We start from the raw sequence: 19,339 nt of genomic DNA on the forward strand, positions 1-19,339 counted from the left end.
CGCGCGTCGCGAAGGACGAAAGGCCCGCGTCGTGGCCTCGCCCTTCGACACGCTTGCTTCGCAAGCTCCTCAGGGTGAGGAAATAGATATGTGCCTGCCTCTAGCGGGCCGGCGGTGGCAGCCGCCCGAACACGGCGTCGAGTGCCATGCCGATTGCGAGCAGGCGGCGATCGCTGCCCGCGGGGCCATCCAATTCAAGCCCTACAGGCAATTTGCTGGTGGCACCGAGCGCGATCGGGATCTGGATCCCGGGAATACCGGCATTGCTGCCGGGATCGGTGTTCTGGATGAACAGTCCGAAGTTTTCGAGGCTGCTGGAGTCGGGATTGGAGGCAATCGCGACGCGCGGCGTGGTCGGGAAGGCGACGGCGTCTAACCGATTATCGGCAAAGGTCCTGCCGTATAGCGCCTGAAGCCGGGGCCGTGCTGTCTTGATCGCTGCATCATAAATCGGCCTGGCGTCAATCAGCGTGTTGTCGGGGCCCGGCAGCTTGCGCGGGATGACGAGGCCATCATAGGTGTCCTTCACGTCGGGACTTGAGATTTCGTTGGCCAGCGCTTCGATGGTGAGGCCCGTGCCGGTGCGCGCGAGATAGGCGACCATGTCGTCATAGGCCTCGTACAGCGCGACGGGAAAGCCCACTTGACCGTTGAGCCCGGCCAGTTCAGGCATCTCGATCTCGACAATCGTGATACCCTGCGCCTTCATTTTCGCGATTGCCGCGTGGAAGGCGACCTCGGTGTCGGCATCGAGATTGGTCAGCATCGACCTCACGATGCCGATCCGCACCTGCTTCAAATCAGCCGGCGCGACCTCGTCTCCTCCCGCGATGACGCGGTCGAGCAGTTCGACGTCGGCCATGGTCGCGGCCATCGGGCCTGCGGTGTCGCGCGTATGCGAGATCGGCGCGATGCCTTCTTGCGAGTAGCGTCCGACGGTCGGGCGCAGCGATGCGCATCCATTCAACGCGCCGGGCACGCGGACTGATCCGCCCGTGTCGGTGCCGAGTCCGCCCGCAACGATCCGCGCGCCGATCGCCGCACCCGTTCCGGACGAGGAGCCGCCGGCAATCAGGGCGCGATCATAGGCATTGCGTACGCCGAACTCCGCGCCGGTCTTGAACGCGGTGTTGTAGCCGGAAATGCCGAAGGCGAGCTCGTGCATGCTGGTCTTGCCGATGATGATCGCGCCCGCCGCGCGCAGTTTCGCGGCAACGGGTGCGTCAGCTTGCGGAACGTAGTCCTTCAGCGCAGGCGTGCCGGCGCTACAGGGAAGTCCTGCCACCTCGATGTTATCCTTGATCACGATGGGCACGCCGCCGAGCGGCTTGCTCCCGTCGCCCGTCGCGTCGAACGCGGCCGCGGCTTTCAAGGCGCCGGCCTGGTCCAGGGTCACGAAGGCATTGAGATCGCCGTTTGCTTTGGCGCGGGCGAGAGCTTCCGTCGTGAGCGCGGTGCTCGTGACTCTCCCGGCACGGAGGTCGCTTGCAGCCTGGGTCAGGGTCGGCTGGTCGAAATCCATGATGTGTCACCCCATTGCAGGGGCGCCATCAGGGCGCCCTTCGGGTTTAGAGGCTGAAGCCTCGCTGGCGCGACGTCAACCGTAGGCGCGCATCTTTACCGGCGATGGTGCGTCGAGCTCGGCGAACAGCCGCTCGATCTCGGCCTTCACCTTCTCGATCGCGGCGTCCTTCACCGGGCCATAGCCGCGAATCTCCATCGGGGCTTTCGCGATCGCGACGATGCGAGGGAGGTGCGCCGCGTCAAGCCTGCCGAGCATCCGTTCGATCAGACTTTCATACCAGGCGATCAGCTCCCGCTCAGTGCGCCGTTCGGCGGTGTAGCCGAACGGATCGAACGGCGTCCCGCGCAGCCCCTTCAATCGCGCGAGCACGGCGAGTGGCATCTGGATCCATTGGCCGAAGGCGCGCTTGCGCGGCCGGCCGCGTGCGTCGCGCCTTGACGGCAGGAAGGGCGGGGCAAGGTGATACCGGATGCTGAAGCCATCCTCGAATTCGCCCTTCAGCTCGTCGAGGAAGCCGCCCTGCATGTGCAGGCGCGCCACCTCGTACTCGTCCTTGTAGGCCATCAGCTTGAACAGGGCGCGAACAACCGCATCGGTCAGGGATTCGCTGGTCAAGACGGCTTCGGCGCGGCGGACCTTCGCGATGATCGCCCGGTAGCGCAACGCATAGGCGTCGTTCTGATAGGCGGCAAGGAAGCCGGCGCGGCGTTCAATGAGCTGATCGAGCGTCTCGACCGTGGGCAGATCGTTCGACTTGGGCAGAAAATCCGGATCGGCAGCCGCGATGCGGCCCCAGGCGAAGGCCTGCTTGTTGCGCTCGACGGCGACGCCGTTGAGCTCGATCGCGCGCAGCAGCGCTTGCAGCGAGATGGGAACCAGTCCGCGCTGCCAAGCAAAGCCCAGCATGATGATGTTGGCATAGACGGCATCGCCGAGCAGGCGTTCCGCCAGCGCATTCGCGTTGATCGTGTCCAGATTGCCGTCGCCGATCACGCGGCCGATCGCACGCAGGCGGACGGGCGAGGCGAGGTCGGCGTCGCGGAACCGGACGACGTCGCCGGTCGGCATCTCCGCGGTATTGATCGCGGCGCGCGTGCCGCGGCGGTAGGTGCCGGACGCCTTCGGCGAGGAGCTGACGACAACGTCACAGCCGATCACGGCATCGGCCGCGCCCTGGTCGATGCGCACCTGTTGCAGTGCCTCGGGGGAATCCGCAAGCCGGATATAGCTCAGCACGGGTCCGAATTTCTGCGCAAAGCCGGTAAAATCCAGCACCGACACGCCGCGCCGTTCGAGATGCGCGGCCATGCCGATCAACGCGCCGACCGTAATCACACCGGTACCGCCGACGCCGGTCACCAGCAGGTCGTAGGGCCGGTCGAGCGTTGCGGAGGTGGGCAGGAGAAGCGTCGCGGCGCGGCCGATCGCGTCGATTTGGCTTGCGGTCTTCTTTCGACGCGTCGCGCCTTCGACGGTGACGAAGCTCGGGCAGAAGCCGTTGAGGCAGGAAAAGTCCTTGTTGCAGGATGAGAGGTTGATCTGACGCTTGCGGCCGAAGGGCGTGTCCTTCGGCTCGACGCTGAGGCAGTTGGATTCGACCGAGCAATCGCCGCAGCCCTCGCAGACGAGATCATTGATGTAGGCGAAGCGCCTGGGATCGGTCATCTGCCCGCGCTTGCGCCGGCGCCGTTTCTCGGTCGCGCAGGTCTGCTGGTAGATCAGGACTGAGACGCCGGAGACTTCGCGCAGTTCGCGCTGCACGGTGTCCATCTCCTCTCGCGGGTGAATGGTGACGCCGACAGGCAGATCCGCCGGCGAGAACTGCGCGAGATCGTCCGAGACAAGCGCGATGCGCCCGACGCCCTCGGCGCGGACGCTGTGTGCGATGGCATGCACACTGACAGGCCCGTCGACCGGCTGACCGCCGGTCATCGCCACCGCATCATTGAACAAGATCTTGTAGGTGATGTTGGTGTTGGCGGCGACCGCCTGTCGGATCGCCATCGAGCCGGAGTGATAATAGGTGCCTTCGCCGAGATTCTGGAAGACGTGCTTGTGGCCGGTGAATTTCGACGAAGCCGCCCAGTTCACGCCTTCGCCGCCCATCTGGATCAGCGAGGAGGTCTCGCGGTCCATCCAACTCGCCATGAAATGACAGCCGATGCCGGCGAGGGCCTTCGATCCCTCCGGCACCTTGGTCGACGTGTTGTGCGGACATCCCGAGCAGAAATAGGGCGTACGCGTCGCGCCGCTGACGTTGATCGTGCGCGCCGCTTCCGGCATCAAGGCGGCAGTGCGTGCGGCGAGATTGAGGCCCGGGAAGATTGGATCGAGCCGGCGTGCGAGCACACCGGCGAGTGCGCGCGGCGACAATTCGCCGATCCACGAGATCAGGCGCGCCCCTTGCTCGTCGTGCTTGCCGACCATGCGCTCGGGCTTGCTGCCGGGATAGTCGTAGAAATATTCCTTGAACTGGCTCTCGATGATGCCGCGCTTCTCCTCGACCACGAGGATCTCGCGCTTGCCCTTCACGAACTCCATCGCGTCATGCAGTGCCAGCGGCCAGACCATGCCGACCTTGTAGATGTCGATGCCGATGCTGCGGCAGGCCGCTTCGTCGAGGCCCACCAGCCGCAGCGCTTCCATCAGGTCGAGATGTGCCTTGCCCGTCGTGACGATGCCGTAGGTGGCGTCCCTGACGTCATAGATGTGGCGATCGATTGGATTGGCCTTCGCAAAGGCGTAGACCGCGTGCTTCTTCGCCTCGAGCCGCTCCTCGATCTGCGGACCGGGCAGGTCGGGCCAGCGATAGTGCAGTCCATCAGGCGGCGGCGTGAACTCGGGCGTACGGAAGGCACGTGGCGGACGCAGCGCGACGGATGCGCCCGACTCCACGATTTCCGAAATTGCCTTGAAGCCGACCCACATGCCGGAGAAACGGCTCAGTGCGTAACCATATTCGCCGAACTCGAGATATTCGCCGACGCTTGCGGGGTGCAGCGTCGGCATGAACCAGCTCATGAAGGCGACGTCGGACTGGTGCGGCATCGACGAGGAGACGCAGCCATGGTCGTCGCCGGCGACCACCAGCACGCCGCCATGCGGCGAGGAGCCGTAGGCGTTGCCGTGCTTGAGCGCGTCGCCGGAGCGATCGACGCCGGGGCCCTTGCCGTACCAGAGCCCGAACACGCCATCGACCTCGCGGTCACCTTGGGTCTCGACCTGCTGCGAGCCGAGCACCGCGGTTGCCGCAAGGTCCTCGTTCACGGCGGGAAGGAATTCGATGCGGTCACGCTTGAGCCGTTCCTGGATGCGCCACAGTTCGAGATCGATGCCGCCGAGGGGCGAGCCGCGATAGCCGGAGATGAAGCCCGCGGTGTTGAGGCCGCCCGCGCGATCGCGCCTGACCTGGTCGAGTGCGATGCGGACGATCGCCTGTGTGCCCGTGAGGAAGACGCGGCCCTCCTCGCGGTCGTAACGGTCGGAGAGCTCGTAGGCGTCGAGGGACGGAATGGTGTCCATGCGGACCTCCCGCGGCATTCCCTGCCGGATTGGCAGAGGTTAGGCCCGGGCAACTGGTAGGTCTTACCTAATTTTCCTCACGGACGCGTCATTCTGGTAGATATATCCGATTTATCCTATAATTCGGTGAGATTATCCGATTTGGTGAGATTCATGATCGAAGAGCAGGACACGCGGATTCTTGCGCACCTCCAGACGGATGGTCGCGCCACCAATCAACAGCTTGCGGACGAGGTTGGCATGTCCACCTCGGCCTGCTGGCGCCGGGTGCGCGCGCTTGAGGAAAGCGGCGTCATCCGAGGCTACGCCGCGCTGATCGATCGCGAGCGGGCGGGGTTCGCGATGTCGGCCATCCTCCACGTCTCGCTGGAGCGGCACGATGCGAAGTTCGTCGACGAATTTGTGTCGCGGGTCACCAAGCGCCGCGAGGTGCTGGAGTGCTTTGCGACCACGGGCGATGCCGACTATCACTTGCGCGTCGTCGTGCATGACATGGCGGCCTACAACAGATTCCTCGACGAATTCATGTTCCGCATTCCCGGTATCCGTTACGTCCGCAGCAACGTGGTGCTGAAGGAGATCAAGACAGGGGTGGCGTTGCCGTTTTGAGGAAGGGTTGCGCGGATGATCCGTCGTCGTCCCGGCGTAGGCCGGGACCCATAATCACGAGTGCGAGTTGCTTGCGAAGCTGTAACGGCGAGTCCCGGTCACAACATTTGCTGCGGCGTATGGGTCCCGGCCTTCGCCGGGACGACGCCGCGATCGTGACTACATCCTCTCTCTGACAAACCGGCTGCGCAACGTGCCAATGCCAGTGATGTCGATCTCCACGACGTCGCCGTGCTTGATGTCAGGCGATGCGCCATCCGTGCCCATCCAGATCACGTCGCCGGGCCATAGAGTGAAATACTTCGTCAGCTCGACCAGAAACGGCACCACGCCGAAGATCATGTCGTTGGTGTGGAAGCGGTTGGTTTCCTTGCCGTTGACCCTGACGATCGTTTCCATCGTGTCGAGATCGGCTTCGGTTTCGATCCACGGGCCCATCGGCTTGAACGTGTCGGCATTCTTCGAGCGCCACAGGCTACGGTCCGCTTTCTGCCAGCTCCGCTCGCTGACGTCGTTGCCGATGGTGTAGCCGAACACGCAATCCATCGCATTCGCTTCGGTGAGATGCTTCACCTTCTTGCCGATGACGACGACGAGCTCGCCCTCGTAGTGGATGTTGTCCGTTGCAAAGGACGGGATCACGACATCCTCGTCATGCGCGATCAGCGCGTTCTGGGCGCGATAGCCGATCTCGGGCCGGTCAGGGACCGCCGGCACCTCGCCGCGCTTGTCGGCGGCCTCCTTCAGGTGCTTCAGATAGTTCAGGCCGACGCAATAGAAGGTGCGCGGGATCAACGGCAGCTCGATTCTGACCTGCGACAGTGGATGCGTGCGTGAGCCGCGCTGCCATTCACCGAAGGGATCGCCGTCGATCGCAATCACCTTATCGCCTTCGACGATCCCCCAAGAGGTCTTGTCCGAAGCCGTGAATTTCAGCCAGCGCATGTCCGGTCCTCGTCGTTATTCCGCGGCATCGCGAGGCTTCGCCTTCCAGGCGCCGGCGTCCGGCCGCCTCAGCCCGAGATTTTCACGCAATGTCTTGCCGCGGTATTCCTTCTGGAATAGCCCGCGCCGCTGCAACTCCGGCACGACGTGCTGCACGAAGTCCGCATAGGAGCCGGGCACGTAAGTCGCGGCGATGACAAACCCGTCGCAGCCGCGCTCGACGAACATTTCTTCGAGCTTGTCCGCGATCTCCTTGGGGCCGCCCACCATCGCATCCTGGACCTGGCCGCGGCCGGAGAAGGTGACGAAGTCGCGCGCACTCGGGTTGCTCTTGCCCGAATTCTTCAGAACGCCGTCGCGAATGCCCAAGATGCCCTGCATGCTCTTCAGCTCTTCCGTCGTCAGCGGCTCGTCGAGGTTCTTGGAGGCGAAATCGTAATTGAGTGCTTCGGCGAGCAGCGACAGCGCGTCGATCTCGAGCGGCAGCTTGTTGATCAGCGCCATCTTGTCTTCGGCCTCCGCCTTGGTCGCGGCGCAGACCGGCGTCGTCAGATTGCACAGGAACATCTGGTCGGGATCGCGGCCGGCTTTCGCCGCCTCGTTGCGCACGGCGGCGTAACCGTCCTTCGCGCCCTGGAGATTACGCGCGGCGGTGAAGATCACCTCGCCCCAGCGACCAGCAAAACGCTGGCCGCGGCCGGAGGCGCCGGCCTGGATGATGACGGGATGGCCCTGGTCCGAGCGCGGCACGGTGAACGGGCCGCGCGACTTGAAGGCCGCGCCCTTGTGATCGAGCCGCTTCACCTTGGTCGGGTCGGCGAAGCGGCCACTCTTTTTGTCCATGATGAGCGAGCCGTCTTCCCAGGTGTCCCAATGGCCGAGCACGACCTCCATGAATTCGTCGGCCTTGTCGTAGCGGGAATCATGTTCGGGATGGGAGTCGCGCCCCATGTTGAGCGCTTCGCCATCATTGAGCGAGGTGACGACATTCCACCCCGCCCGTCCGCCGGACATCAGATCGAGCGTGGCAAAGCGGCGCGCGACGTCGAACGGCTCATAGTAAGTGGTCGAGCAGGTCGCACCCAGCCCAAGGTTCTCGGTAACCAGGCCCATCGTGGTCAGCACGATCAGCGGATCCATCTTCACGCAGCGGATGCCGTATTCGACGGTGTGCGCGTGGTCATTGCCGTAGCGGTCCGGCATCGCCAGGCGATCGTCGAAGAATGCCATGTGGAATTTGCCGGCCTCCAAAATTCTGGCGATCTCCTGATAATAATCCGCCGACATCGAATCGGAGCGGGAGTCCGGATGCCGCCAGGAGCTCGGCAAATTCGTGCAGTTCTGCGCCTGAAGGAAGCCGACCAGGACCATCTGCCGATTCATGCTGCTGTTCTCCGGATTGTATCAGGCCAGGTCGAGGACGGTATCGAGCCGGTATTCGCGTGCCAGCGCGCGCAGCTTCTCCCAGGTTGCATCCTCGATCTCGATGCCGTCGTGAAGGCGCTGCTGCTCACGCAGGCCCTCGATCTCGCCGGGGTAGTAGACGCCCTTGCTGCCTTCGGACGGCGGCGTCGATTTCAGATATTGCGCGAATTCAGCGACCTCGCGCTTGAACTCCTTCAGCGGGCGGAACGCGGCGACGTTGAACACCGCCATGAAGCATCCGTCATTGTGACGGCCGGTGGGCTCGACGCCGAAGCCGAGGCCGGTGAGCAGGCCGCACAGCACCTCGACCATGGCAGCAAGGCCGCTGCCCTTGTAGCCCTCGGTGCCGCCAAGCGGCAGCAGCGCGCCGCCCTTGCGGTATTGGGTCGGATCGGTGGTGTGCCGTCCCTCGGCGTCGATGATCCAGCCGGTCGGAATCTCTTCGCTGCGGGCAACCGCGAGCTGGATCTTGCCGGCCGCCACCGCCGAGGTTGCCATATCCAGGTAGAACGGCGCATCGAGATCGGACGGCACCGCGATCGAGATCGGGTTGGTGCCGAGCCGTGCCTCCTTGCCGCCGAACGGCGCCACGTGCTTCGGCGAGCGGCCGGAATCCGCCGTCGCGATCCCGATCATGCCCTCGCGCATCGCCATCAGCGGATAGGCGGCAAGGCGGCCGACATGGCTCTGCCGGAACACCGTGCAGGCGGCGACGTTCGCCGTCCTCGCCTTCTCGATGGTCAGCGCCATCGCCTTCGCGTTGACGTGGAAGCCGAACCCCCAATGGCCGTCGATCACGGTCGTGGTCGACGATTCCTGGACGATGGTCCATTTGGCGCCGGGAACGATGTGTCCGGCCTTGATGCGATCGATATAGGTGGGAACGGCGATCACGCCGTGCGAATCATGCCCGGCGAGATTGGCATTGACGCAGCCGATTGCGACCGCATCGGCCTCTTCCTCCGAAGCCCCGGCGGCACGGAGCAGCGCGGCGCTGATGCGCGTGAGGCGGTCGGCCCTGACGATCGGCATGGCGTTTCCTCGGCTCGGTCCCCTTAACGGGCTGCTTGTTGAGTGCCATCGTCTCAAAGCGCCACTGCGATATCAATCTCCCGTAAACCAATACAGGGCTGCAAATTCGTAAAGAGAACGCGCCTTTGGTCGAAGATTCGTCCCGTGTGGCGGGATTTTCGACAGTTTTGCAGCCCTCGTTCGCGGCTCGTTCACTTTGATCGACGGTTTGCAGCGCGCGATAATAACCACTTAGGCGATCGCCCGTCATAAAGTCACCCGGGAGAAATAGGCAGAAATGCCCGGGAGCTGAGATCGTGCCGACGACACTCGCGCGCACCTTTGCGGCGTTGAGCGCCATCAACGAAGCGATTCTCTACGCGAAATCGCCGGACGAGCTGTACCAGAAGGTCTGCGACGCCGGGTTTTCGAGCGGGGACTTTTTGGCCGTGGCCGTGTTCCTGGTGGGACCCGACGGCCAGCGGCTTCGTTTTGCGGCCGGCTGCGGCGAGGACGTCGCGCGGCTGCGCTCCCTTGTGATCACGACGGAAGCCGGGACACCCGAAGGCTCGGGCGTCGGCGGCGAGGCGTTTCGCGATCAGAAGCTGTGCATCAGCAACGACTATCTGAACGACCCGCGTTCGCTGGCATGGCGGGTAGGCGCGGCTTCGGTCGAAATCGGCGCGGCGGCGGCGCTGCCGCTGCTCTGCAACGGCAAGAGTGTCGGCGTGCTCTACGTGACCCGCCGCGAAGCCGGCTCGCTGAGCGAGCAGATGGTGTCGCTGTTCGAACGCATGTCGGCCAACATCTCCTATGCGCTGGACAATTTCGAGCGCGAGACCGCGCGGCAGGCCAGCGAGCGGGCGACACGGCGGCTGAACCGCATGTTCTGCGCCATCAGTGCCACCAACGAAGCCATCCTGCGCGCCAAGACCGAGCTGGAGCTGTACCAGCTCGTCTGTGACGCGTCCGTGCACAGCGCCAAGTCGATTGCGACCTTCGTGCTGCTCCGCGAGCAGGGGTCGCACTGGTTGAAGCCAGTCGCCGCGACGGGCGAGCATCTCGATCTCGTCACCCAGGCGCGCTACTCGACCGATGCCGACAATCCGTTCGGCCGCGGCATAACCGGTCAGGTGTTCCGGACGCAGAAGGCGGTCGTCGAGGAAGACCTGCCGAGCCGTACCAAGGGAACGCCCTGGGAGCGCGTCAACATCGATACCGGCGTTGCCGCTTGTGTGGTCGCGCCCCTGATCAAGCACGGCGAGAGCGTCGGCGTCCTCCTGTTCTTCATCAGCCGCTCCTGGGCCAAGGACGAGGAGGTCGTCGCCCTGCTGCTGCGCATGGCGGAGAACGTCTCGTTCGCGATCGAGAATTTCGACCGGGAGGCTGAGAAGGCTAGGATTGCCGACGAAGAGGACCGCCTCGCGCGCATGTATGCGGCGCTGAGCGCCACCAACGAGGCGATCCTGCGGGCGCGGTGCCGCGCCGAGCTGTTCGATCTGGTTTGCGAGGCGACGGTGCAGGGTGCCAAGTTCGCCTCAACCTCGATTGCGCTGGTCGATCATCAGGCCGGATTGCTCCGCGTCGTCGCATCTTGCGGGCCGAACGCAGACGAAGTGCGAACCTTCAAGTTTGCGATCGGCGACGACGTGCCGGAGGGACGGGGGTTGACCGGCACGGCGTTCCGGACCCGGCAGCCCTGCATCAGCAATGATGTTCTCGTGGACGATCGCACACAGCCCTGGCAGGCCAGCGCCCGCCGCAACGGTATCGCTTCCTCCGCTGCGCTGCCGCTGTTCAACGGCGACAGGGTGGAAGGCATATTCCTGTTCAATTCGCCGGAGCGGGGCACTTTCACACCGGAATTCGTCGAGCTGTTGCGCAAGCTCCAGGCCAACGTCGCCTTCGCGCTGGAGAACTTCGATCGCGCCGACGAGAAGGCGCGGGCCGACAAGCAGCGCAACCGCCTGAGCGGCATGTTCGAAGCGCTCAGCGCCACCAACGAAGCCATCATGCGAGCCAAGACTCGCGAGGACCTGTTCGAGGTGGCGTGCCAGGCAGCCGTGCTGGGTGACATGTTCGCATCCGCGACGATTGGCATCATGGACGAGAGGCGTGAGCTCGTTCGCGTGGTCGCGGTGAAAGGACAGCTCCAGGAGCGAATGGTCGGGCGGACCTGCGTTGTTTCCGCCGAGCACCCCGAGGGCCAGGGCATCATCGGAACCTCGGTGCGGACCCGCCAGCCCAGTGTCATCAATGACTATCTGAACGACCCGCGTTCGGCGCACTGGCATTCCAAGGCGACCGAGGATGGAACCCGGGCCGCTGCCAGCTTTCCGCTGTTGCGCGGCGGCGAGGAGCCGATCGGCATTCTGCTTTTCCTTGCGTTGGAAGAGAATACCTTCACGCCCGATCTGGTCGAGCTGCTGGGTCGCCTGGCCGAAAATGTCTCCTTCGCCCTCGACAATTTCGACCGCGCCGAGGAGAAGGCCCGCACCGAAGCGCAGAAGGAACGCCTGACGCGCATGTTCGCGGCGTTGAGCGCGACCAATGAGGCGATCATGCGGGCGAAATCGCGCGCCGAATTGTTCGATCTCGTGTGCCTCGCCGCATCGAACGGCGCCAAGTTCACCTCGACGACCATCGCGCTCGCCAGCGCCGACACCGACCAGCTCAAGATCGTCGCCAGCGCCGGACCGTCGTCCGACACCACGCGCAATGTCCGCCTCTCGGTCGACCCCGAGCGCCCCGAAGGCCGGGGGATGGCCGGCACGGCGTTTCGAACCCGGCAGCCCTGCATCAGTAACGACTATCTCAACGACCAGCGCGTGAGCGCCTTCCACGCCATCGTTCGCGGCGACCGCGCGCGCGCGGGCGCGGCGATCCCGCTTATCGCCCACGATCAGCCTGTCGGTGTCATGATCTACATGTCGACCGAACAGGACACGTTCACCAGCGAATTCGTCGAGCTGTTGCAGCGCCTGGCAGACAACGTCTCCTTCGCAATGGAGAATTTCGATCGCGCCGACGAGAAGCACAAGGCCGACGAGCGGATCGAATACCTCGCCTCGCATGACAGCCTGACCGACCTGCCGAACCGCGAGACGTTCAACGGGCTGCTGCGCGAGGCGATCGACGCGGCGCAGCGCCACGATCACCGTTTTGCGGTGCTGTTCATCGATCTCGATCGCTTCAAGGTCATCAACGATTCGCTGGGGCACGAGGCCGGCGACCTGCTCCTGCTCGAAGTGGCGAGTCGCTTGCGCGGCGCACTGCGGACAAGCGACGTGGTGGCACGGCTCGGCGGTGACGAGTTCGTGGTGATCCTCGACCAGTGCGGCGAGATCGACGACGTCCAGGACATCGCGACTGGACTGCTCGCCGCGCTTGCCGAGCCCATGGAGCTGGCCGGCCACGAGTGCCATACCACGGCCTCGATCGGCATTGCGATGTATCCGGCCAACGGCTCCGACGCGCAGACGCTGACCAAGAACGCCGACATGGCGATGTATCTCGCCAAGGAAGACGGCAAGAACGGCTATCGCTTCTTCTCCAAGGAAGTGAAGACGCAGTCGATCGAGCGCCTGTCGCTGGAGAGCGCGCTGCGCCGGGCGCTGGAGCGCGAGCAATTCTCGCTGAATTACCAGCCCAAGGTGGACATGGAGACCGGTCAGATCACCGGCGTGGAAGCGCTGCTGCGCTGGACCCATCCCGATCTCGGCAATGTCTCGCCGGCGCAGTTCATTCCGCTTGCGGAGGAAACCGGGCTGATCGTGCCGATCGGCCGCTGGGTGCTGAATGAGGCCTGTGCGCAGGCCATGGCCTGGCAGCGCCGCGGCCTGTTGCCGCTGTCGATGGCGGTCAACCTGTCGCCGCGGCAGTTCGCCGATGAGCATCTGTTGCAGGACGTCGACGAGGCGCTGGCGGCCAGCGGCATGTCGCCAGTGCTGCTCCAATTGGAGGTCACCGAGAGCATGATGATGCGCAATGTCGGCCGCGCGCTCAAGGTGCTCGACGCCATCCAGAGCCGCGGCATTCGCCTCGCCATCGACGATTTCGGCACCGGCTATTCGTCGATGTCCCTGATGAAGCACTTCCCGATCGACACCATCAAGATCGACCGCTCCTTCGTGCGCGACCTGCCGCAGGATTCGGAAGACCAGGCAATCGCGCAGGCGATCATCAGCATGGGCAAGGCGCTCGGCATGACCGTCGTCGCCGAAGGCGTCGAGAACGCCGAGCAGGAGGCGTTCCTGCGCACTCATGGCTGCGACGAGATGCAGGGTTATCTGATCTCCAAGCCGCTGCCGGCGCGGCAGATGGCCGAGCTGTTGCGGCCGATGGCGCTGCCGGTGGCGCCGCCGCTCCAGCCGGACGCGGAGCCGGTCGCGGATGAAGGCGCAGCGTTACGGCTGAAACGCGCTGTCGTCTGACGGCTGCGGATGTAGTTCACGGACGTCGTGCTCGCCGGCGTCGGCCTTGCTCGGAAAATCCTGCGGCCCCGTCAGTGACGTCTGCTCGACGAACAGCGCGAGAATGGTGCGCGCGCCCTCGGCGAAGCTCGACCCGTCGTTCAAGCCGAGCTCGGCGCACCATGCGCTACCCATCGTCTCATTGTCGTCGAATACCGCCATTGCGGGACCCCACCACCAGGCAGGCGCCGGCGAGCGCTCGTCCGCGGGCACGACCTGCCAGCGGGCGAATTCTTCCATCACGCGCTCGAACTCCAGGCGTGCAGCCTGATGCATTCGCTCCATGCTCCCCGGGGTCCGCGCCTGATGACAGGCCGACGCGCGGACGTGATCGTGGCCTTGAGCTCGGAAAAATCGGATTCCGTAATCGGCGGAGCCACGCAGGCCGGCATCATCGCCGGGATGCGAGAAAATACGGCCGCCGGACAAACGCCGGCGCCGAAGCTTCATTCTAGCCGTTCAGGCGCCCGGCGGGCAAGGGCGCGGGCGCGTCCTAACGCGACCTGAGCGGATGCGCCTTCTGGTGCCAGGCCCAGGCGGTGCGGATGACCGTAGCGAGGTCGGAATGACGCGGCACGAAGTTCAGCACCTTCTTCGCAGCAGAGGGATCCGCGACCAGATAGGTGGGATCGCCGGCGCGGCGCGGCTTGACGGTGTGCGGCACCTCGCGTCCGGTTTCCTGCCTGATGGCGTCGAGGATCTCGCGCACGGAAAAGCCGGAGCCGGTGCCGAGGTTGAAGCTGCCGCCGGCGTGCCCTTCCTCCAGAAGCTTCAGTGCCGCCACATGTGCCGCCGCGAGGTCGGTGACATGGATGTAGTCGCGGATCGCGGTGCCGTCGGGCGTGTCGTAGTCGTCGCCGAACACCGCGAAGTCGACATGTCCCTGAAGCGCCATCATCGCGCGCGGAATGAGGTGGGTTTCGTTGTCGCGCAGTTCGCCGATGCCACCGGTCGCGTCGGCACCGCTGGCGTTGAAATAGCGCAGACAGAACGCGCCGAAGCCGTAGGCCGCGCGGTAGTCGGCCAGCATGCGCTCGATCATCCACTTCGATGCGCCGTAGGGGTTGATCGGCACGCAGGGAAAGTCTTCCGGCAACTCCTTGGAATCGGCGTTGCCGTAGACGGCGCCGGTCGAGGAGAACACGATGCGATGGCAGTTCGCGTTGCGCATCGCCTGTAACAGCGACAGCGTGCCCTGCACGTTGTTGATGTAATATTTCTGCGGGTCGGTCATGGACTCCCCGACGAGGCTCGCCGCCGCGAAATGCATCACCGCCGTGGCCTTGTGATCGGCGAAGGCGCGCCCCAGCGTCGTGCCGTCGAGCAGATCGCCCGTCACCAGCGGACCGGCGACGAAACTGCGATGACCTGTCGAGAGATTGTCATAAACGACGGGCTGATAGCCGGCGGCGGTCAGTGCGCGGCAGGCATGCGAGCCTATATAGCCCGCGCCCCCGGTGACGAGGACGGTCGGTCGGTCGGTCATGTCGTCTTCTGCTCTTCTCTTAGCGGAGGGGTCGGTTGCGGCTTAAGAGAAGATAGAGCGCGCGGGGGTTGGTGGTCAAATAGCGCCAGAGCAGGCGGCGTGGCTCGAGCCAGGTACGCCAGGCCCATTCAAGCCCGATCTTCTGCATCCATTGCGGCGCGCGGGAACGGCTGCCCGACAGAAAATTGAACAGGCCGCCGGATGTCTTGATAACGCCAACATTGGTGAGGTGCGGCGTGAATTCCTCCACGAATGCCTGCTCGTTGGGCACGCCGAGCGCGACCCACAGATAATCCGGCGCAAGCGCGTTGATCTCCTCGACCTTCTCGCGCAGCGCCTCGCCGCGCAGATAGCCGTGGCTGCGCCCGACGATCTTGAGGTTCGGATACATCGTCTGGACGTTCTCGACGGCCGTGATGTTCTCGGCCTCGCTGGCGCCGAACATGTAGAAGGTGCGGCCCACCGCTTCCGCCTTGCGCGCGACGACGTGGAACAGGTCCGTGGTCGCGACGCGCTCGGGCAGCGGGAACCAGGATTGCAGCTTCGACGCCGCCACCAGCGGCTGGCCGTCGGCATTGATCAGGTCGGCGGCGCGGAACAGGCGCTCGGTCTGCGGTTCGGTCGAGCAGCGCGCCAGCACCTCGCCATTGGCAGAGGTCAGGTACAGCGGACGACCGATGCGATTGTCAGGATCGGTCGCCTCGATCATGAAATCGGCGGTTTCCTCCAGGTCGAGCGCGGCCATGCGAAGGCCGCCAACGGTTGTCCGCGGCACGTCAGCGGTTGCCGCCCGTCCATCGAAGTTGACGCGGCGCTCAAGCATATTGTCTGCCTCGCTGGCGCGTTTGAGCTGCGGGAGTGAGCTCGTCAAGTACGACGCCGACGAGCTTGCGCTCGGCGCCGCCGAGCGCGGTCAGGATCTCTTCCAGGCTGTCGTTGATGTCGAGGCTGGTCGGCAGCACCGCCACCAGCGCGTCGGTCTCATCGAGCAGCTTGCGGCCGCCGGCCAAGAGCGGCACGGCGGGGCCGTCGAGGATCACGAGGTCATAGCCGCTCGCGGCACGCGCCTGCGCAATTGCCTTGCGGATGGCCTCGGTCGCCTTGCCGGGATCGCCTCCGGTTGCCGGCAGCACCGAGATGCCGTTGACCGTCTTGATCTCGCGCGCGTCCTTGCTGCCGATCGAGAGCCAGCCGAGCCGGCTCGGTTCGCTCTTGCCGCGACGGTTGACCTTGTTCGAGAGCGAGCATCCCTGATGGTCGGCATCGATCATCAGCACGCGGGCGCCGTCGCGCGCGGCCGCCAGCGCGAAATTCAGCGCAGCTACGCTCCGCCCGGTGGTCTCGCCGGTACCGACGAGTGCGATGACCGGCATCGCCTTGCCGTCGGCGCGTCGGGCCCCAGCAGTGCGCATATCGCGCCAGGCATTGAGCAGCGTGGTCAGGGGAAAGCCGGGGCGCAGGGTCGGCCAGCCGAGCCGGGTGAGATCGACGCCGCCCCCCGTGGCGAGAATGGCGCCGAGCGTGTGGATGACGTCGGCCTCCTGGAGGCGCGCGATCAGCGGCTTTTCGATCAGCGGCTTCTCGACCATCGAAGGCTGTAGCGGAGGTGCGGCAAGTTCCGGCGGAACCTGCGCAACTTCCGGAGCTGGCGAGGGCGGTAGAGGCGGTGCGGCCTCCGGAGCCCGCGCGCGTTGCGGAACTCGCGTTGCATCCGGCGCCGGCGTGCGCTGTGGACGGGCAGGCGTCGGCGCCGGCGCGGTCGCACCACGGAACAGCAGCTCGGCCGCAACGAACCAGCTTGACGCAGCGATCGCGCCGAAGATGAAGCCGATCATGGCGAACAGGCTCATCGCCGGCGGGAATGAACGCCGCTGCGGCACTGTCGCTTCGCCGATGACGCGGGCCGCCGAGGTGTTGAGCGTCTCCTGCTCCTCGGTCTCGCGCGACCGCTTGAGGAAGGACTGATAGACATCGCGGCTGGCGTCAGACTCGCGCTCAAGTTCGCGCAGGCGGACCGCAGCCTGGCTGAGCTGAACGCTCTGGCGTTTCTGCGCTTCCAGCGCCCGGTTGAGCGAGGCTTCGAAGTCGCGGGCGCGCGTCAGGTCGTTCTTGGCGGACTGGGCGAAGCGGTCGATCTCCTCGTTGATGGTACGCTTGAGATCTTCAACCTGCTTCTCGGTCTGGCGCAGCGCCGGATGGCGCGGGCCAAGCTCGCCGGCCTGCTCCGCATATTTCTTGCGGGCGTCGGCGTATTGCGCGCGCAGGTTCGCAATCGTCGGCGATTGCAGCGCCTCGGGGATCGCACCTGCGTCCGTGGCCGTGCGACGGCTCGCCTCGATCTGGTCGAGCCGTGCCTGCGCATCCATCGTCGCGGCGCGGGCGGCGGCCAGGCGCTGGTTGCTGGCGGAGAGCTGCTGGTCGCTGATCAGCGTATCCTGGGTGCCGACGAAATTGTTCTGGGCCTTGTAGGTGGCGAGCGCGGTCTCGGCGTTGCGCAGCCGCTCGCGCAGCTCCTTCAGGCGGCTGGACAGATCGTTGGTGGCGCGCCGTGCGGCCGAAGCCTGCGAGTTGCGGGATTCCGTGAGGTAGGCATTGGTCAGCGTATTGGCGAGCATCGCCGCCTTGGCCGGGTCCGTCGACCAGACTTCGATGTCGACGATGAAGCTCTTCTCGGTCTTGCGGATCGTGATGTGCTTGTTCAACGCGTCGAGCGCCGCGAGCTCCACTTCCTTCTTCTCCGCGGCGGAGGGTGCGCGGGGCTGAAGGCCGATCAGGCCGAGCAGCGACGACATCAGGCTCGTGCCCTCGCCGCCGCCGAATTCCGGATCCTTGTCGAGACCGGCCTGCTGGATCACCCGGAGCAGCACGCTGTTGGAGGTGATCAGGCGCGCCTGGCTCTCCACCACCATGGACATGCCGGAGACGTCCTGTGCGCGCGGCGTGAGCTCGCGATCGACGAGCTGAAGCTCGCGCGGATCGACATAGAGCTGGGCGGTGGCGGTGTAGCGGGGCGTCACGCTCTTGCCGACGGTGACCGCAAGCGTCGCGCCGAGCAGGGCGGCCGCGACGACGCCGACCTTTCGCCGCCAGAGCAAATTGGCGAGCTCCAGCACATTGAAGTCGGCCTGAGGCTTCCGTTCCGGAGCCTCCGGTCTGACCCGATCGATGGGCTGGTCATAGTCAAGCATGGTCCCCAGCTTTCATTCCAACTGCCGCGGGCTGAGGGGTTACTCTTCGCTTTACGCCACGCACCCGGGATATAGGTGCCCAATCAACGCAACAGGGAAAATTAACCATACTCATTGAGGGACTATTCACCGAAATGGCAAACAAAGCGTTTAAGCGCATGCTGCTCTTTGGCGCGTCGCCGTGACGCCGAGCTCCCCTAGAGATTAACGGTTCGTTACCGCGCGCAGCGTGGCCGCGAAGCTTCGCTCGTCGTGCGATCAGCTGCGCGCGCATGGCTGTCAGCTCTTCCGCAGGATGACGTGATAGTCGCCGCGGCGGACGTCGGTGCCGCGCGGGAGCACCGCGTTCAGCACCGCGGCGCCGGCGTCGACCAGGGCGGCAAACAGCGGCTTGCCCCGACGCATCTCGGGATAGCGGGGGCTCTCGACTTCACGACGATAGATCATCTCGAGACCGTTGGCGGCCGCGAATGCTTCGAGCCTCGGCAGCGTCACCAGCGGATGAAAGAACGTCGGGAACGGCGGCTCGCCGGGCAGGCCGGCATCCTTGATGCCGCGGATGTGCCGGTAGAACCAGACGTGGAACCAGTGCGGCGAATATTTGGTGACGACGCCTGACAGCGAGCGTGGATTGGGCGCGCCGATCAGGATCATTCCGCCGCGCTTGAGCGCGTCGCGGAAATTGAGCAATGCCGCTTCGACGTCGGGAAGATGTTCGATCACGTTGTAGCAGATCACGAGATCGAAGGTTTCACGCCCGAAACGGTAGGTCTGAACGTCACCGAGGATCGCCTCGTCCGCGTAGGTGTTGTTGCGGACCTGGTCCTCGTCGATGTCGACGACGGTGACGCGACTGCGGCCCGGCAATTCCGGCGGCAGGACGCTGCACGAGCCGCCGCCGGCTTCATAGATGGCGAGGCGGCCCTGCGGCAGTTCGCGGCGCAGCACGTCATGAACGGCGAGCAGGCTGTCGCGGGCTTCGCCGGGGATCAGATCGTGCAGCGCCTGGGTGGGTGGAGCGGCCGCGGAGACGTTGATTGCCGTGGCTGTCGCGAAATCGATCGTAGCTGGCTTGTTCATGGATTTTCTGACCGCGCTTGTTCTATTCAAATTTACAGGAAAAAACTCGCTTGCCCGAAGAGCAAATCTGATGCCG

12 protein-coding genes are annotated in these 19,339 nt (G+C 64.9%); 2 read left to right on the top strand and 10 right to left on the bottom strand.

Translation table 11 applies throughout. The annotated features are described in order from the left end of the window. Positions 1 to 100: 100 nt before the first annotated feature. Together iaaH and NLM27_RS37865 are read right to left on the bottom strand one after the other, a co-directional pair. Positions 101 to 1,522, bottom strand: coding sequence for an indoleacetamide hydrolase (gene iaaH / locus NLM27_RS37860; RefSeq protein ID WP_254148106.1), 1,422 nt, complete (start codon positions 1,520 to 1,522; stop codon positions 101 to 103). Between the two features lie 75 nt (positions 1,523 to 1,597). Further along, entirely contained in the window at positions 1,598 to 5,047 is a 3,450-nt protein-coding gene (locus NLM27_RS37865) for an indolepyruvate ferredoxin oxidoreductase family protein (RefSeq protein ID WP_254148107.1), read from the bottom strand. 153 nt (positions 5,048 to 5,200) lie between these two features. Between NLM27_RS37865 and NLM27_RS37870 the strand changes: the two genes are divergently transcribed. Next, a complete protein-coding gene (locus tag NLM27_RS37870) occupies positions 5,201 to 5,656 on the top strand; it encodes an Lrp/AsnC family transcriptional regulator (RefSeq protein WP_254148108.1) in 456 nt (151 codons plus the stop codon). 159 nt (positions 5,657 to 5,815) lie between these two features. Here the strand turns inward: NLM27_RS37870 and NLM27_RS37875 are convergent, their stop codons facing one another. From NLM27_RS37875 to NLM27_RS37885, 3 genes are read right to left on the bottom strand one after another with little or no spacing between them, the layout of a single operon-like run. Then, positions 5,816 to 6,601, bottom strand: coding sequence for a fumarylacetoacetate hydrolase family protein (locus NLM27_RS37875; protein WP_254148109.1), 786 nt, complete (start codon positions 6,599 to 6,601; stop codon positions 5,816 to 5,818). Between the two features lie 15 nt (positions 6,602 to 6,616). Next, the gene (locus NLM27_RS37880; RefSeq protein ID WP_254148110.1) at positions 6,617 to 7,984 is read right to left on the bottom strand and encodes an LLM class flavin-dependent oxidoreductase; all 1,368 of its coding nucleotides are present in this window, start codon (positions 7,982 to 7,984) and stop codon (positions 6,617 to 6,619) included. A gap of 21 nt (positions 7,985 to 8,005) precedes the next feature. After that, the gene (locus NLM27_RS37885; protein WP_254148111.1) at positions 8,006 to 9,058 is read right to left on the bottom strand and encodes an Ldh family oxidoreductase; all 1,053 of its coding nucleotides are present in this window, start codon (positions 9,056 to 9,058) and stop codon (positions 8,006 to 8,008) included. 296 nt (positions 9,059 to 9,354) lie between these two features. Here NLM27_RS37885 and NLM27_RS37890 point away from each other — a divergent pair, with 296 nt between their 5' ends. Then, a complete protein-coding gene (locus NLM27_RS37890) occupies positions 9,355 to 13,470 on the top strand; it encodes a GAF domain-containing protein (RefSeq protein ID WP_254148112.1) in 4,116 nt (1,371 codons plus the stop codon). Here NLM27_RS37890 and NLM27_RS37895 read toward each other — a convergent pair. From NLM27_RS37895 to NLM27_RS37915, 5 genes are all read right to left on the bottom strand, one after another. Further along, entirely contained in the window at positions 13,444 to 13,785 is a 342-nt protein-coding gene (locus NLM27_RS37895; RefSeq protein WP_254148113.1) for a hypothetical protein, read from the bottom strand. The two genes, NLM27_RS37890 and NLM27_RS37895, sit on opposite strands and share 27 nt — an antisense overlap. Before the next feature lie 217 nt (positions 13,786 to 14,002). Beyond that, the gene (gene galE / locus NLM27_RS37900) at positions 14,003 to 14,995 is read right to left on the bottom strand and encodes a UDP-glucose 4-epimerase GalE (RefSeq protein ID WP_254148114.1); all 993 of its coding nucleotides are present in this window, start codon (positions 14,993 to 14,995) and stop codon (positions 14,003 to 14,005) included. A gap of 19 nt (positions 14,996 to 15,014) precedes the next feature. Further along, positions 15,015 to 15,818, bottom strand: a complete 804-nt coding sequence (locus NLM27_RS37905) for a WecB/TagA/CpsF family glycosyltransferase (RefSeq protein WP_254148115.1) — start codon at positions 15,816 to 15,818, stop codon at positions 15,015 to 15,017. Then, positions 15,811 to 18,183, bottom strand: coding sequence for an exopolysaccharide transport family protein (locus tag NLM27_RS37910; protein ID WP_254148116.1), 2,373 nt, complete (start codon positions 18,181 to 18,183; stop codon positions 15,811 to 15,813). Before NLM27_RS37910 ends, NLM27_RS37905 begins: the two co-directional genes overlap by 8 nt. 279 nt (positions 18,184 to 18,462) lie before the next feature. Further along, the gene (locus NLM27_RS37915; protein ID WP_254148117.1) at positions 18,463 to 19,263 is read right to left on the bottom strand and encodes a bifunctional 2-polyprenyl-6-hydroxyphenol methylase/3-demethylubiquinol 3-O-methyltransferase UbiG; all 801 of its coding nucleotides are present in this window, start codon (positions 19,261 to 19,263) and stop codon (positions 18,463 to 18,465) included. Positions 19,264 to 19,339: the final 76 nt, after the last annotated feature.

This window comes from Bradyrhizobium sp. CCGB12 (assembly GCF_024199845.1).
GTDB lineage: Bacteria > Pseudomonadota > Alphaproteobacteria > Rhizobiales > Xanthobacteraceae > Bradyrhizobium.

Coding starts and splice junctions, on each gene's coding strand:
- NLM27_RS37895 (WP_254148113.1), bottom strand. CDS start 13,785: ATGCATCAGGCTGCACGCCTGGAGTTCGAGCGCGTGATGGAAGAATTC.
- NLM27_RS37865 (WP_254148107.1), bottom strand. CDS start 5,047: ATGGACACCATTCCGTCCCTCGACGCCTACGAGCTCTCCGACCGTTAC.
- NLM27_RS37905 (WP_254148115.1), bottom strand. CDS start 15,818: ATGCTTGAGCGCCGCGTCAACTTCGATGGACGGGCGGCAACCGCTGAC.
- NLM27_RS37875 (WP_254148109.1), bottom strand. CDS start 6,601: ATGCGCTGGCTGAAATTCACGGCTTCGGACAAGACCTCTTGGGGGATC.
- NLM27_RS37885 (WP_254148111.1), bottom strand. CDS start 9,058: ATGCCGATCGTCAGGGCCGACCGCCTCACGCGCATCAGCGCCGCGCTG.
- iaaH (WP_254148106.1), bottom strand. CDS start 1,522: ATGGATTTCGACCAGCCGACCCTGACCCAGGCTGCAAGCGACCTCCGT.
- NLM27_RS37880 (WP_254148110.1), bottom strand. CDS start 7,984: ATGAATCGGCAGATGGTCCTGGTCGGCTTCCTTCAGGCGCAGAACTGC.
- galE (WP_254148114.1), bottom strand. CDS start 14,995: ATGACCGACCGACCGACCGTCCTCGTCACCGGGGGCGCGGGCTATATA.
- NLM27_RS37870 (WP_254148108.1), top strand. CDS start 5,201: ATGATCGAAGAGCAGGACACGCGGATTCTTGCGCACCTCCAGACGGAT.
- NLM27_RS37915 (WP_254148117.1), bottom strand. CDS start 19,263: ATGAACAAGCCAGCTACGATCGATTTCGCGACAGCCACGGCAATCAAC.
- NLM27_RS37910 (WP_254148116.1), bottom strand. CDS start 18,183: ATGCTTGACTATGACCAGCCCATCGATCGGGTCAGACCGGAGGCTCCG.